This window comes from Sinorhizobium prairiense (genome assembly GCF_029201645.2).
Classification (GTDB): Bacteria; Pseudomonadota; Alphaproteobacteria; order Rhizobiales; family Rhizobiaceae; genus Sinorhizobium; species Sinorhizobium meliloti_A.
This window is the reverse complement of record NZ_CP104131.1, coordinates 2,990,714-3,004,505: the sequence shown is the minus strand read 5'-3', so window position 1 is coordinate 3,004,505 and position 13,792 is coordinate 2,990,714. Positions and strand designations below refer to the sequence as shown.

The following is a 13,792-nucleotide window of genomic DNA, read 5'->3' as shown; positions in this document are numbered from 1 at the left end:
CGGGCCTTCGAGGAAAAGCGATGAACGCGATTGAATACACGATCGAAAGCGGCGCTGCCGGCGATTGGCCCGCGGACGGGTCGCGCCCCGGCGACCTCGAGCAGCTCCGGCCCCTGCCGCGCATCTCGATTCACGCCTTCTGCGAGAGCGAAGCGGTGCAGCGGCTCATGGAGCGTTGCGGCCAGGACCGCCGCATGGCGAAGGTCAGCCTTCGCATCACCGGTGGCGGCATCGCCGCCGCCGCGACCACTTTTACCAGCGTCTCGACGCCCAATCTGATCATTCTCGAAACCGCGGCCGAGACCGGCTCGCTGCTTTCGGAGCTGGCGCCGCTCGCGGAGGTCTGCGATCCGAGCACCAAGGTCATCGTCATCGGCCGCCATAACGACATCGCTCTCTATCGCGAGCTGATCCGCAACGGCATTTCCGAATATATGGTCGCGCCGGTCGGGATGGCGGATATGCTGAGCGCCGTCTCGGCGATCTTCGTGGATCCGGAGGCGGAGCCGCTCGGACGCAGCCTTGCCTTCATCGGCGCGAAGGGCGGCTGCGGCTCGTCGGTCATCGCCCATAATTGCGCCTGGGGCATTTCCAATCTTTTCTCGACCGAGACGATCCTTGCCGATCTCGATCTGCCCTACGGAACCGCCAATATCGACTTCGATCAGGACCCCCCGCAGGGGATCGCCGAGGCCGTATTCGCACCGGATCGGCTGGACGAGGTCTTTCTCGACCGGCTCCTGACCAGATGCTCCGATCATCTGTCGCTGCTCGCCGCCCCCTCCATGCTCGACCGCGCCTATGACTTCGAGACGGGTGCGTTTCAGCCGATCCTGGAAGTCCTCCAGCGCAGCGCGCCCGTATCCGTTCTGGACCTGCCGCATGGCTGGACCGACTGGACCCGCTCTGTGCTTTCCGCGGCCGACGAGGTGGTCATCACCGCCGCCCCGGACCTGGCAAGCCTCAGAAACGCGAAGAACCTGCTCGATGCCTTGAAGAAGTTGAGGCCGAACGACAAGACACCGCATCTCGTGCTCAACCAGGTGGGCGTGCCCAAGCGTCCGGAGATCGCTCCCGATGAGTTCTGCGCGTCGCTGGAGATCGAAGCCGCAGCGATCATTCCGTTCGATGCGGCCCTCTTCGGCAATGCCTCCAACAGCGGACGCATGATCGCGGAGATCGACCGGAAGTCGCCGGCCGCCGAGACCTTCTCGCAGCTGTCCCACCTCTTGACCGGGCGCACCACCGTGAAGAAGGCCAGACGGGGCGGCCTCGGCAAGGTTCTGGCGAAGCTCGGCAGGCGGTAGCGGACTATTTCCGATCCCGCACCCGAAGGGGCGGGGATCGATGAAGCAACTGGAATGAACTGATGTTTGGCAAACGCGGAAATGAAGGTTCTGGCAAGGGTGGTGCGCGCGGCTTCTCGCCTGCGCCCCCGATGCCCGCGGTCCAGCTGGTGCCGGTGGAGCGTTCCGCCGCGCCCGTTCTCGGCGAAACGATCGCTGCGCCATCCCGCCCGCAAGCGGCGGCGCCGCCTCAGCGGCGCCGAGCGCCGAGGGCGGAAGATTATTACGACACGAAATCGCAGGTCTTCTCCGCGCTGATCGATACGATCGATCTGTCGCAGCTCTCCAAGCTCGATATCGAGAGCGCCCGGGAGGAAATCCGCGACATCGTCAACGATATCATCACCATCAAGAACTTCGCGATGTCGATCTCCGAGCAGGAGGAACTGCTCGACGACATCTGCAACGACGTGCTCGGCTACGGACCGCTGGAACCATTGCTCGCGCGCGACGACATCGCCGACATCATGGTCAACGGCGCCGGGCAAACCTTCATCGAAGTGGGCGGCAAGGTCGAGGAATCGGAGATCCGGTTCCGCGACAACGGGCAACTGCTGTCGATCTGCCAGCGCATCGTCAGCCAGGTAGGCCGCCGCGTCGACGAATCGAGCCCGATCTGCGATGCGCGTCTGCCGGACGGGTCACGCGTCAACGTCATCGCGCCGCCGCTCGCGATCGACGGAACGGCGCTCACCATCCGCAAGTTCAAGAAGGACAAGCTGACGCTGGAGCAGCTGGTGCGCTTCGGATCGATCACGCCCGAGGCCGCCGTCCTGCTGCAGATCATCGGCCGCGTCCGCTGCAACATCGTCATTTCCGGCGGCACCGGCTCCGGCAAGACGACGCTGCTCAACTGCCTGACGCGCTATATCGACAGCACCGAGCGGATCATTACCTGCGAGGACTCTGCCGAATTGCAACTGCAGCAGCCCCATGTCGTCCGGCTCGAGACGCGCCCGCCGAACATCGAGGGCGAGGGCGAGATCACCATGCGCGACCTCGTGAAGAACTGCCTGCGCATGCGCCCGGAGCGCATCATCGTCGGTGAAGTGCGCGGCCCGGAAGTCTTCGACCTGCTGCAGGCGATGAACACCGGCCATGACGGTTCGATGGGAACGATCCACGCAAATACCCCGCGCGAATGCCTGAGCCGCATGGAATCGATGATCGCCATGGGTGGCTATACCCTGCCGGCCAGGACCGTTCGCGAGATCATCTCCGGCTCGGTGGACGTGATCATCCAGGCCTCGCGCCTGCGTGACGGATCGCGCCGGATCACCCACATCACCGAAGTCACCGGCATGGAAGGCGACGTGATCATCACCCAGGACCTGATGCGCTACGAGATCGACGGCGAGGACGCCAATGGCCGCATCGTCGGTCGCCACGTCTCCACCGGCATCGGCCGGCCGCATTTCTGGGACCGGGCCCGTTACTTCAACGAGGACAAGCGGCTCGCTGCGACCCTCGACGCGATGGAAAAGCAATAGGCGAAACGGCTGCGGTCCCGCCGCTCCGAGTAAAGGACAGACCGAGCGATGTTCGGCATAGACATCACCGTCCTGGGACTGGCCGGCCTCGTCGCCCTGGCGGCAGCAGCACTCGCCTATGGTGTGCTCTATCCCCGTCTCGAGACCGAGAAAAAGGCGGAGGGCCGCCTGCGCCGGGTCAGCGCCTCGGAGACGGACCGCACCAAGATCAAGGCGGCGCGCGACCGCGTCAACGAGATGTCGAAGCGTCGCAAATCCGTTCAGGATTCGCTGAAGGACCTCGAGAAGAAGCAGCAGGAAAAATCCGCCAATGCGGCGCCTTCGATGAAGAAGCGCCTGCTGCAGGCCGGTCTTTCGATATCGATCGCTCAGTTCTATCTGTTCAGTGCGCTTTTCGGGTTGTTCGCCTTCCTTGTCGTCCTCCTGGGAGGGGCCGGACTGATCATTGCCGCAGGCGTCGGCGTGATAGGCGCGGCCGGCCTGCCGCGGTGGATCGTCGGCTCGATGGTCAAACGCCGTTGCAGAAAGTTTCTCGACGAGTTTCCGAATTCGCTCGATGTCATGGTCCGGTCGATCAAGTCGGGGCTGCCGCTGAACGACGCCTTGCGGCTGATCGCGAGCGACGGGCAGGAGCCGGTCAGGACCGAATTCCGCCGTGTCGTCGAGTCCCAGCAGGTGGGTCTCAACGTTCCCGAAGCCTGCGCCCGCATGATTCACAGCATCCCGCTGCCGGAAGTGAACTTCTTCGCGATCGTCATCGCCATTCAGGCGCAGGCGGGCGGCAATCTGTCCGAGGCGCTCGGCAACCTCTCCAAGGTCCTGCGCGAACGCAGGAAGATGAAGGCGAAGGTCAGCGCGCTGTCGATGGAGGCCAAGGCGTCCGCCTGCATCATCGGCGCGCTGCCCTTCATCGTCGCAACCCTCGTCTATCTGACTTCACCGGACTACATGATGATTCTCTTCACCGACCCGCGCGGCCACATCATCATGGGCGCTTCCGCCGTTTGGATGAGCATCGGTATCTGGGTGATGCGCAACATGATCAACTTCGACATCTGAGGATCCCGTGGCCGGCTGGATAGAGACGCTTACCGATCTGAACATCATCGTCGCGGCGCTCGTCTCGATGGCCGTGCTCGCCACGTTCTATTCGCTCGTGGCGCCCTTGCTCGAGCGGGGAGACCTCACGAAGCGGATGAAGTCGGTCGCCACCGAACGGGAGCAGATTCGCGCCCGCGAGCGCGCCCGGCTCAATGCCGAGGCGACCACCGGCAGGGCAAGCCTCAGGGCACAGCACAACACCTCGGTCCGGGAGATCGTCGAGCGGCTGAACCTCAGAAAGGCTCTGGTGGACGACAACACCGTCAACCGCCTGAAGACGGCCGGCTATCGCTCGCAGAACGCGCTCAACACCTTCCTCTTCGCCCGCTTCTGCCTGCCGTTCCTGTTTCTGACCGTTGCGGTTCTCTATATTTTCGTGCTCGGAAATTTCGCCGACAAGCCGATCATGGTCACGGTGTCCTTCGCCATCGGATTCGCCTATGTCGGCTTCTACGCGCCGAACATCTTCATCGCCAATGCGATCTCCAAGCGCCAGCAGTCGATTCGCCGCGCCTGGCCGGATGCGCTCGATCTCCTGCTCATCTGCGTCGAGTCCGGCGTCTCGATGGAACTCGCCATGCGCCGCGTCGCCGACGAGATAGCGGTGCAGTCGCAGCCGCTGGCGGAGGAACTGGTGCTGACGACCGCGGAACTCTCCTTCCTGCCCGAAAGGCGCATCGCGCTCGAAAATCTCGGCCTGCGCACGGGTCTCGATGAGGTGAAATCGGTGACGCAGGCGCTGATCCAGGCCGACCGCTACGGCACGCCCGTCGCTCAGGCGCTGCGCGTTCTGGCGCAGGAGAGCCGCGACCAGCGCATGACCGCCGCCGAGAAAAAGGCGGCCGCACTGCCGCCGAAGCTGACGGTGCCGATGATCCTGTTCTTCCTGCCGGTCCTCGTCGCCGTCATCCTCGGCCCCGCCGGGATACAGGTGGCGGACAAGTTTCAGGATGGAAAGGCAAAGGTGGTTTAACCGCCCTTGAAAGGGACTGCCGCCTTTACGGGCTGTACTGCCCACCCTAGCCCCTCTCCCCGCGCAGAGAGGGGAGTGGAGAAGGCGGCATATCCCTTCTCCCGCCTGCGGGGAGAAGGTCGCGGCAGCGGGATGAGGGGCGCGTGCCGCCACCCTGGCGGGCGGCGGTGCCGGCCGGTCAACCTTCAATCCGCCTTCGCCGCATCCGCCTTTGCCAGCTGCTTCCACGCGCCCTGCTGAGACAGCATGGAGCGAAGATAGGCGACGTTGGCCTCCGCCTGCTCGGCTGTCAGTTCCTGGCGGGCGATGGCTTCCGCTTCCTGGAAGCGGCCCTGCAGGCCGACGGCAAGCGCGAGGTTCTGGCGCACGCTGCTGCCGGCATCCGGTTGGCTCGCCGCGGATTTGAGGTAGGTCTCGGCCGTCCGCAGATCCTTCGAGAGCAGATAGGACATGCCCAGATTGGAGAGAACCGAAGGCTCGTTGGGCTTGAGGTCCAGGGCCTCGCGGTAGCGCAGCCGTGCCTCGCCGGAACGGCCGAGCTGGTCGAGGATGGCGCCTTCCGCGGATTTCAGCTTCCAGTCGGGCCGGTCCGGCGTCTGGGCCCGGCTGATCGTTGCGAGCGCCTGTTCCAGCTGACCCGCCGCGGCCTGGGCCTTGCCGTAGGCTCCGAGCACCTCGCGATCCGCCGGATGGTAGATCGCCACCTGTTGCATGACGGCAAGCGCCTGTTCGTTGCGGCCCGTCATGCGCAGGAGATTGGCGTAGTTGAGCCCGGCCTCCCGGTCCTTCGGATTGCGCTCATAGGCCTTGCCGATGCGTTCGGCGGCGGCAGCGAGTTCGGTCGCGTTCATCGACTGCACCGGCCTCGTGAGCTTCGGGATCGATCCGGTCGTCAGCTCCTTCCTGCCCTGTTGTCCGGCGCAGGCGGAGAGCGACAGCGCCACCATCGCAACGGCAACCCCCGTTGCGAGGCGGCACAGGGATAGGGAGAAAGTGTCTTGCATCGTCATCGAAGCCCCAGCCATCCAGTCCTGCACCGGAACTCCAGACAAAAGCGGCGCAACTTTCACTCCAGCAATAATCTGTTAACCCTAACGGAGCGTTAATCGCACCTGTTCGCATCCGCCAGTCGAGGATTCCAATGGCTCCCTATCAGTTCATCGAGCGGCCATCGCCGTTCAACACCAGCAACGGCAAGACGCTGCCGATCTTTGCGGTGACGCCCGCGCATATCGAGACGGGGAGCATCGATCCGATCGCGCTCGATTGGGCGAAGAAGGCCGGCTTCAAGGCGGAATCCGGCGCGGTGCTGCTCATCCCCTCGGCGGATGGTCATCTCGGAGGCGCGCTGTTCGGGCTCGGCGCCAACCCGTCAGACACGCCCTTCCTGACCGGCAAGCTCGCCCGGGCGCTCCCGGCTGGCAAATGGCACATCGAAACGGCGCCGCTCACCGCCAATCGGCTGGCTCTCGGCTACGGCCTCGGGTCCTACCGTTTCGAGCGCTACAAACCGGCGAAGACGGACGCGCCGACGCTGCTCATTCCGGCCGATTCGGATGCGACCGATATCAAGCGGCAGCTCGCCGGCGTTTTCCTGGCGCGCGACCTGATCAACACGCCGACCAACGATATGGGACCGGAAGCGCTGGAAGCCGCATTCCGGGCGCTGGCCGCCCATTACAAGGCCGACGTCTCGGTGATTTCCGGCGAAGCCCTGCTGACCGAGAACTTCCCGCTCGTCCACACGGTCGGCCGCGCCAGCGCCGAAGCGCCGCGGCTGCTTGAAATGCGCTGGGGCAGGAAGGGCCACCGGCAGGTGACGCTCGTCGGCAAGGGCGTCTGCTTCGACACCGGCGGGCTGGACATCAAACCGGCGTCCTCGATGCTGCTCATGAAGAAGGACATGGGCGGCGCTGCGAACGTCATGGGCCTTGCGCTGATGATCATGGATGCAAAGCTCAAGGTGGATCTGCGCGTGATCATTCCCGTGGTCGAGAATTCGATCTCGGCGAATGCCTTCCGTCCCGGCGACATCTACAAGAGCCGCAAGGGTCTGACAGTGCAGATCGACAACACCGACGCGGAGGGACGGCTGATCCTCGCCGATGCTCTCGCCTATGCGGACGAGGAGAAGACGGACCTCGTCATCGACATGGCGACCCTGACGGGCGCCGCCCGCGTGGCGCTGGGGCCGGACCTGCCGCCCTTCTTCACCGACGACGATGACCTCGCCCATGATCTTGCCGAAGCGAGCCTGGCCGTGGACGATCCGGTCTGGCGGATGCCGCTCTACAGGGGCTATGACAAGGATGTTTCCGCCCGCATCGCCGATCTCACCAACGCCCCCTCGGGCGGCATGGCCGGCTCGATCACGGCGGCGCTGTTCCTCAAGCGTTTCGTGACGAACGCGAAAAGCTGGGTCCATTTCGACATCTTCGGCTGGGCACAGTCCGAGCGCCCGCATTCGCCGATCGGCGGTGAAGCTCAGGCGATCCGAGCGCTTTACCATCACATCGGCAGGATAGCGGGGTAGCCGTTCGCGCGATCGAGCCACAAAAGAAACGCTTGCGTAACGATCGCCGGCTATGCTCCCGGACAGGTGATCCACGCAGGAGTTTCCTTTGCCGGTCGAACTTACCCCTTCTCAGGCGCTGGGGCTCTGGCATGCCGTGTCGCTCGAACAGGTGCGCGTCGACAGCCGCGATCTGACCTTGCGCCAGATGGCGATCCTGTTACAGATTTATCTCGTGCCGCCGCCCCATACGGTGCGCGGCCTCGCCGCGGCGCTCGGGGTGACGAAGCCGGTGATCACGCGCGCGCTCGACACCATGGGTGCGCTCGGCCTCGTCGACCGGATCAGCGACGAGCGCGACAGGCGCAACGTCATCATCAAGCGCACCGTCGAGGGCGCGCTTTATCTTGAAAAATTCGGCGATCTGATCATCGATCAGGGCCGGAAAATGTGAGCTTATCCATGTCCGAGGTCCTCGACCGCCGCCTGAATGCCTATCGCGAGGATCTCGCGGAGGAACGCCTGCGCGGCATGGTCGAGGCAAAGCGCTTCGTGGATGGAACGCCGGCGGCCGTATCCGTGCCGGTGACGCCGCTGCGGGCGAGGCCGGAGGCCGGCTGCGGGACCGATACAGAGCTTCTCTATGGCGAGACGGTGCGCGTGCTCGACGTCGCCGACGGATGGGCGTGGGTGAAGTCCGATCTCGACGGTTATGTCGGCTACGTACCGGAGGATGTCGTGCAGCCCCCGCAAGCGCCGGCGACGCACCTCGTGGCGGTGCCGAGGACCTTCGTCTATCGCGGCGCGGATCTGCGCTTTCCCAGGCCTTTGCCCTTTCCATGGGAAGCCGGATCGCCGTCGCCGGTGAGGCCGAGACGCGCGGCACGCGCTATTTTCTGCTGGATGGCGGGCTGGCGATCGTCGCCGATCACTGCATCCCCGCAACCGGCGCGCTTACCGATGATTATGTCGCAATCGCGACCCGCTTTCTCGAAACGCCCTATCTCTGGGGCGGCCGCTCCGGCTTCGGCATAGACTGTTCCGGCCTCGTGCAACTCGCGATGCAGATGGCGGGGCGCAATGCGCCGCGCGATTCCGACATGCAGGCAAGCGGTCTCGGCCGCCCCATCGAACACGAGGATCTCACGCGCGGCGACCTCGTCTTCTGGAAGGGCCATGTGGCGATCATGGAAGACGAGAAGACCCTGGTGCATGCCAACGGACACACGATGACGGTGGCGCGCGAAGGTCTCGAAGACGCCATCCGGCGCATCGCGTGGCTCTATGCGCAGCCGACGGGATACCGGCGGCCCTGATCCCCGGATTTTGCGGCTTTCTTGAGTCGCGGCCGCCCCTCATCCGCCTGCCGGCACCTTCTCCCCGCAGGCGGGGAGAAGGGAATCGCGGGTTCACCTTCGCACCATCTCCACAGGCGCGCCGTGGCGCACGTCCCCTCTCCCCGCACGCGGGGAGAGTGTTAGGCTGAGCGGCGGTCGCTGCGCCGCGCAATCAATAGCCGGCTACCTTATCCACCACATGCTCGAGGGGCAGCCCGCGCTCGAAGCGCGCGATCTGGTGCTCCACATGCACAAAGAGCGCCCTGACGTCGGACGAAGCGGCGACATGCGGCGTCACATAGACATCCGGCATGTCCCAGAAGCGGCTTTCCGGGGAGAGCGGCTCCTGTTCGAAGACGTCGAGCGATGCGCCTTCGAGAACACCGGAATCGAGGCAGTCCAGAATGTCGGCCTCGACCTGACTGCCGCCACGGCCGGCATTGATGAAAACGGGCGCTCCGAACGGCCCCTTCCGGCTGAGCTTGGCGAAGAGGGTGGCGTTGAAGATACCCTTGGTATCCGGCGTCAGCGGCAGCAGGCCGACGAGAAAATCCGTCCTGCCGAGAAATGCGTCCAGTCCGGCGGCGTCGTAGGTCTCTACACCCTCGACCACCCGTTTGCTTCGCGACCAGCCGATCACCTTGAAGCCCATCACGGCGAGCTTGCGGGCGGAGTCCTGACCGAGCACGCCCATGCCCATGATGCCGACCGTCACCTCGGCTGCTTCCGGCTGGCTGAGGTCGCGCCATTCGTGCTTCTTCGCCAGCGCCTCGTAGGCGCGGTGCTGGCGAAGATGCAGGAGGCACTGCATCACCACCCACTCGCTCATCCGCGTCGTCAGCGTCCGGTCGACGAAGCGCACCAGGGGCACGTCCGGCAGGCCCGGCAGCGTCAGCACGTGGTCGACGCCGGCGCCGCCGGAAAAGACCACCTTGAGGTCGGGTGCGCGGGAGAAGAGGTCCGGCGCGGATTTCCAGACTACCGCATAGTCGATGCCGGAGAGATCACGCCCCTGATGCGCCGGGTCGGCGAGATCGATCACCTCGCGGCCGGGAAAGGCGCCCGCAAGGGCGGCTTCGACCTCCTCGGGGATGAATTTCAGGTCGACGATTACGGGGCTTTTGGCGGACATGGACGCAACTCTACTGATGAATGGCGGCGAGATTGACCGCTTCGAGGTTGAAGGCGGCGGCCATCAGCGCCTTGGTATAATCTTCCGCCGGCGCCTCGAAGATGCGCTCGGCGGGTCCCTGTTCCACGACCTTGCCGAGCCGCATGACGATCACCTCGTTCGCGAGCGCGCGCACGACCCTGAGGTCATGGCTGATGAAGAGATAGGCGAGATTGTGCTTGCGCTGGAGATCGCGCAGGAGATCGACCACCTGGGCCTGCACGCTCATGTCGAGGGCGGAGGTCGGCTCGTCGAGCATGACGAACTGTGGTTTCAGCACCATCGCCCGCGCGATCGCGATGCGCTGGCGCTGGCCGCCGGAAAATTCGTGCGGATAGCGCCAGCGCGTCGCGGGATCGAGGCCGACCTCTTCCAGTGCTGCGGCGACGCGCTGATCGCGCTCGCTGTCCGTCAGCGCCTTCTCGTGGATCTTCAAACCCTCGCCGATAATATCGGCGATCGACATGCGCGGGCTCAGCGATCCGTAAGGGTCCTGAAACACCACCTGCATTCGGTTTCTGAGCGGCCGCATCTCGCGGAAACTGTAGGCGTCGATGTCTTCCCCGACGAAGGCGATGCGGCCCTTGGACGAGATCAGTCGCGTCAGCGCAAGGCCAAGCGTCGTCTTGCCGGAACCGGACTCGCCGACCACGCCCAGCGTCTGGCCGGCGCGGAGCGTCAGGTCGATGCCGTCCACCGCCTTGACGTGGTCGACCACCCGGCGCAGGAAGCCCGCCTTGATGGGAAACCAGACTTTCATGTCCTTGGCTTCGATCACGATCGGCCTGGAGGCGTCCGAGGGGGGCGGTTCGCCCCGCGGCTCGGAGGCAAGCAGGTGGCGGGTATAGGCGTGCTGCGGATTGGCGAAGATCTCGGCGGTCGGTCCGGTCTCGACGATCTTGCCCTTGGTCATGACGCAGACCCGATCGGCGATCTTGCGGACGATGCCGAGGTCGTGGGTGATGAACAGCATGGACATGCCGTGCTCGTCCTTGAGCGACTTCAAAAGCTCGAGAATCTGCGCCTGCACCGTGACGTCGAGCGCCGTCGTCGGCTCGTCGGCGATCAAGAGCTCCGGCCGGTTGGCGAGAGCCATGGCTATCATCACGCGCTGGCGCTGGCCGCCCGAAAGCTGATGCGGGTAGGCGCCGAGCCGCTTCTCCGCTTCGCGAATGCCGACCTGCTCGAGGAGCTCCAGCGTTCTCGCGCGGGCGGCCGCACCCTTGAGTTGCTGATGGATATCCAGGATTTCGCCGATCTGCTGCTCGATTGTGTGCAGCGGATTGAGCGATGTCATCGGCTCCTGGAAGATCATGGTGACGTCGTTGCCGCGGACATGCCTGAGCTCGTCGTCGCTCGCCTTCAGGAGGTCCTTCCCGTTGAAGAGGATTTCGCCGCTCGGATGGCTTGCGGCGGGATAGGGCAGGAGCTTCAGGATCGAGTTGGCGGAGACGGATTTGCCGGAGCCGGACTCTCCGACCAGCGCCACGGTCTCGCCGCGCCTGATGTCGAAGGAGATGCGGTCGACAGCAAGCGAGGTTTCGCCGCCCTGGTGGAAGGCGACGGAGAGGTCGCGCACGGAAAGGAGGGTATCTGTCATCGTCGCGCTCACCGGAACGTCTTTCTCGGGTCGAAGGCGTCGCGCGTCGCCTCGCCGACGAAGATCAAAAGCGACAGCATGATCGACATGGCGAAGAAGGCGGTCAGCCCCAGCCACGGCGCCTGCAGGTTGGACTTGCCCTGCGCGATCATCTCGCCGAGCGACGGGGAACCCGGAGGCATGCCGAAGCCGAGAAAGTCGAGCGAGGTGAGCGTGGTGATCGAGCCCGAAAGAATGAAGGGCAGGAAGGTGAGCGTCGCCACCATCGCGTTCGGCAGCAGGTGACGGTACATGATGGTGCCGTTGCCGACGCCGAGCGCGCGCGCCGCGTTGACATATTCGAAATTGCGGGCGCGCAGGAATTCGGCCCTGACGACGCCGACGAAGCCGACCCAGGAAAAGAGCAGCATGATGCCGAGCAGGATGAAGAAGCCCGGCGGCAGGATGGCGGCGATGATGAGCAGGATGTAGAGCACCGGCATCGACGACCAGATCTCGATGAAGCGCTGCATGAGCAGATCGGTCCAGCCGCCGAAATAACCCTGCACGGCACCGGCCGAAACCCCAATCACCGCCGAGGCGATGGTCAGCGCGAGACCGAATAGGACCGAGATGCGAAAACCGTAGATCATCCGCGCCATCACGTCGCGGGCCTGGTCGTCGGTGCCGAGCCAGTTCAGGTTGCCGGCTATGCATCCGGGGTCGTCGGCCCCTTGCGGATAGGCGGAGCAGCGCTCTTCTTCGCTCATCAGCCAGAAAGGGGGCGTCGGCGCCGAATGGGGGATGCTGGAGTTGACCGTCTGGTAGGAATAGCGGATCGGCGGCCAGACCATCCAGCCGTTCGCCTCGATCTCGTCGCGGACGAAGTCGGACCGATAGTCGGTCTCGGCGAGGAAGCCGCCGAATTTCTCTTCCGGATAATCGATCAGCACCGGGACCAGGATCTCGCCCTTGTAGGAGGCGAGGATCGGCTTGTCGTTGGCGATGAATTCCGCAAACAGGCTGAGGCCGAAGAGGAGAAGGAAGAGCCAGAGAGACCAGTAGCCGCGGCGGTTGGCCTTGAAATTCTGCCAGCGGCGGCGCCCGATCGGCGTGAGCCAGCCCTTTTCCGGCGCGCCGGCATAGTCGGTAGCGGTGCTCATCAGACGTCCCTCCGCTCGAAATCGATGCGCGGGTCGACCCAGGTGTAGATGAGGTCCGAGACGAGGCTGACGACAAGGCCCATCAGCGAATAGATGAAGAGGGTCGCGAAGACGATGGGATAGTCGCGTTTTACGACCGCGTCGTAGCCGAGCCGCCCCAGCCCATCGAGCGAGAATATGTATTCGATGAGCAGCGACCCGGTGAAGAAGGCGGAGATGAAGGCGCCGGGAAAGCCCGCAATGATGATCAGCATCGCATTGCGGAACACATGGCCGTAGAGAACGCGCCGCTCGGTCAGGCCCTTGGCCCGCGCCGTCGTCACATATTGTTTCTTGATCTCGTCGATGAAGGAATTCTTGGTCAGCAGTGTCGTGGTCGCGAAGGCGGAGAGCAGAAGCGTGATCAGCGGCAGCGTCATGTGCCAGAAATAATCGAGGATCTTCTCGTACCAGGGAAGCTGGTCGAAATTGTCGGAGACGAGGCCGCGCAGGGGGAACCAGTCGAAGAAGGATCCGCCCGCAAAAAGCACGATCAGGAGAATGCCGAAGAGGAAACTCGGCACCGCATAGCCGACGATGATGATGCCGGAGGTCCAGACGTCGAAGGTGGAACCGTCGGAGACCGCCTTCCTGATGCCGAGCGGGATCGAGATCGCATAGGAAAAGATCAGGATCCAGACCCCGAGCGAGATCGAAACCGGCATTTTCTGGATGATGAGGTCGATGACCGGCGTATTGCGGAAGAAGCTCTCGCCGAAGTCGAAGCGGATATAGTCCCACATCATCGTGACGAAGCGCTCGAGCGGCGGCTTGTCGAAGCCGAACTGCTTTTCGAGCTTGGCGATGAAATCGGGATCGAGCCCTTGCGCCCCGCGATACTGCCCGCCGTCGCCACCGCCGCTGGGCACGAGGTCGCCGGCATTGCCGGAAAGCCTGTCGGAGCCGGCCGCGTTGGTGAGGTCGGAGATCACCTGCTCCACCGGCCCGCCCGGCGCGAACTGCACCACGGCGAAGGAGATTGCCATGATGCCGACGATCGTCGGGATCATCAGCAGAAGCCGGCGCAGGATATAGGCACCCATCAGGCGAACCTCGGCAGAGTGGCGCCGCCGATCGTCGC

General features: G+C 64.3%; 11 protein-coding genes and 1 pseudogene. 7 read left to right on the top strand and 5 right to left on the bottom strand.

From position 1 onward, the window contains the following. The first annotated feature begins 20 nt into the window (after positions 1 to 20). The 4 genes from N0Q91_RS17220 (at position 21) to N0Q91_RS17205 (ending at position 4,910) form a co-directional block, all read left to right on the top strand. Entirely contained in the window at positions 21 to 1,307 is a 1,287-nt protein-coding gene (locus tag N0Q91_RS17220) for a CpaE/TadZ family protein (RefSeq protein ID WP_275597025.1), read from the top strand. Positions 1,308 to 1,369: 62 nt separating this feature from the next. Continuing rightward, the gene (locus tag N0Q91_RS17215; RefSeq protein WP_275597024.1) at positions 1,370 to 2,836 is read left to right on the top strand and encodes a TadA family conjugal transfer-associated ATPase; all 1,467 of its coding nucleotides are present in this window, start codon (positions 1,370 to 1,372) and stop codon (positions 2,834 to 2,836) included. 48 nt (positions 2,837 to 2,884) lie between these two features. After that, positions 2,885 to 3,895 carry a type II secretion system F family protein gene (locus tag N0Q91_RS17210; protein WP_275597023.1) on the top strand — a complete coding sequence of 337 codons (1,011 nt, stop codon included), beginning with the start codon at positions 2,885 to 2,887 and terminating at the stop codon, positions 3,893 to 3,895. Between the two features lie 7 nt (positions 3,896 to 3,902). Further along, a complete protein-coding gene (locus N0Q91_RS17205) occupies positions 3,903 to 4,910 on the top strand; it encodes a type II secretion system F family protein (RefSeq protein WP_275597022.1) in 1,008 nt (335 codons plus the stop codon). Positions 4,911 to 5,095: 185 nt separating this feature from the next. Here N0Q91_RS17205 and N0Q91_RS17200 read toward each other — a convergent pair whose 3' ends face one another. Continuing rightward, positions 5,096 to 5,920 (bottom strand): tetratricopeptide repeat protein, encoded by an 825-nt coding sequence (locus N0Q91_RS17200; protein ID WP_275597021.1) that lies wholly within the window; start codon positions 5,918 to 5,920, stop codon positions 5,096 to 5,098. Between the two features lie 131 nt (positions 5,921 to 6,051). Here N0Q91_RS17200 and N0Q91_RS17195 point away from each other — a divergent pair, with 131 nt between their 5' ends. The 3 genes and pseudogenes from N0Q91_RS17195 (at position 6,052) to N0Q91_RS17185 (ending at position 8,738) form a co-directional block, all read left to right on the top strand. Further along, positions 6,052 to 7,443, top strand: coding sequence for a leucyl aminopeptidase family protein (locus N0Q91_RS17195; RefSeq protein WP_275597020.1), 1,392 nt, complete (start codon positions 6,052 to 6,054; stop codon positions 7,441 to 7,443). 88 nt (positions 7,444 to 7,531) lie between these two features. Beyond that, positions 7,532 to 7,876, top strand: a complete 345-nt coding sequence (locus N0Q91_RS17190; protein WP_275597019.1) for a MarR family transcriptional regulator — start codon at positions 7,532 to 7,534, stop codon at positions 7,874 to 7,876. An 8-nt stretch (positions 7,877 to 7,884) separates the two neighbouring features. Further along, a pseudogene (locus tag N0Q91_RS17185) lies at positions 7,885 to 8,738 on the top strand (C40 family peptidase). Positions 8,739 to 8,931: 193 nt separating this feature from the next. Here N0Q91_RS17185 and N0Q91_RS17180 read toward each other — a convergent pair. From N0Q91_RS17180 to N0Q91_RS17165, 4 genes are read right to left on the bottom strand one after another with little or no spacing between them, the layout of a single operon-like run. Then, the gene (locus N0Q91_RS17180) at positions 8,932 to 9,891 is read right to left on the bottom strand and encodes a 2-hydroxyacid dehydrogenase (protein ID WP_275597018.1); all 960 of its coding nucleotides are present in this window, start codon (positions 9,889 to 9,891) and stop codon (positions 8,932 to 8,934) included. A gap of 10 nt (positions 9,892 to 9,901) precedes the next feature. Then, entirely contained in the window at positions 9,902 to 11,530 is a 1,629-nt protein-coding gene (locus tag N0Q91_RS17175) for an ABC transporter ATP-binding protein (RefSeq protein ID WP_275597017.1), read from the bottom strand. Between the two features lie 8 nt (positions 11,531 to 11,538). Next, positions 11,539 to 12,672, bottom strand: coding sequence for an ABC transporter permease (locus N0Q91_RS17170; RefSeq protein WP_275597016.1), 1,134 nt, complete (start codon positions 12,670 to 12,672; stop codon positions 11,539 to 11,541). Then, the gene (locus N0Q91_RS17165; RefSeq protein ID WP_275597015.1) at positions 12,672 to 13,754 is read right to left on the bottom strand and encodes a microcin C ABC transporter permease YejB; all 1,083 of its coding nucleotides are present in this window, start codon (positions 13,752 to 13,754) and stop codon (positions 12,672 to 12,674) included. The genes N0Q91_RS17170 and N0Q91_RS17165 overlap by 1 nt, the downstream gene beginning before the upstream one ends. Positions 13,755 to 13,792: the final 38 nt, after the last annotated feature.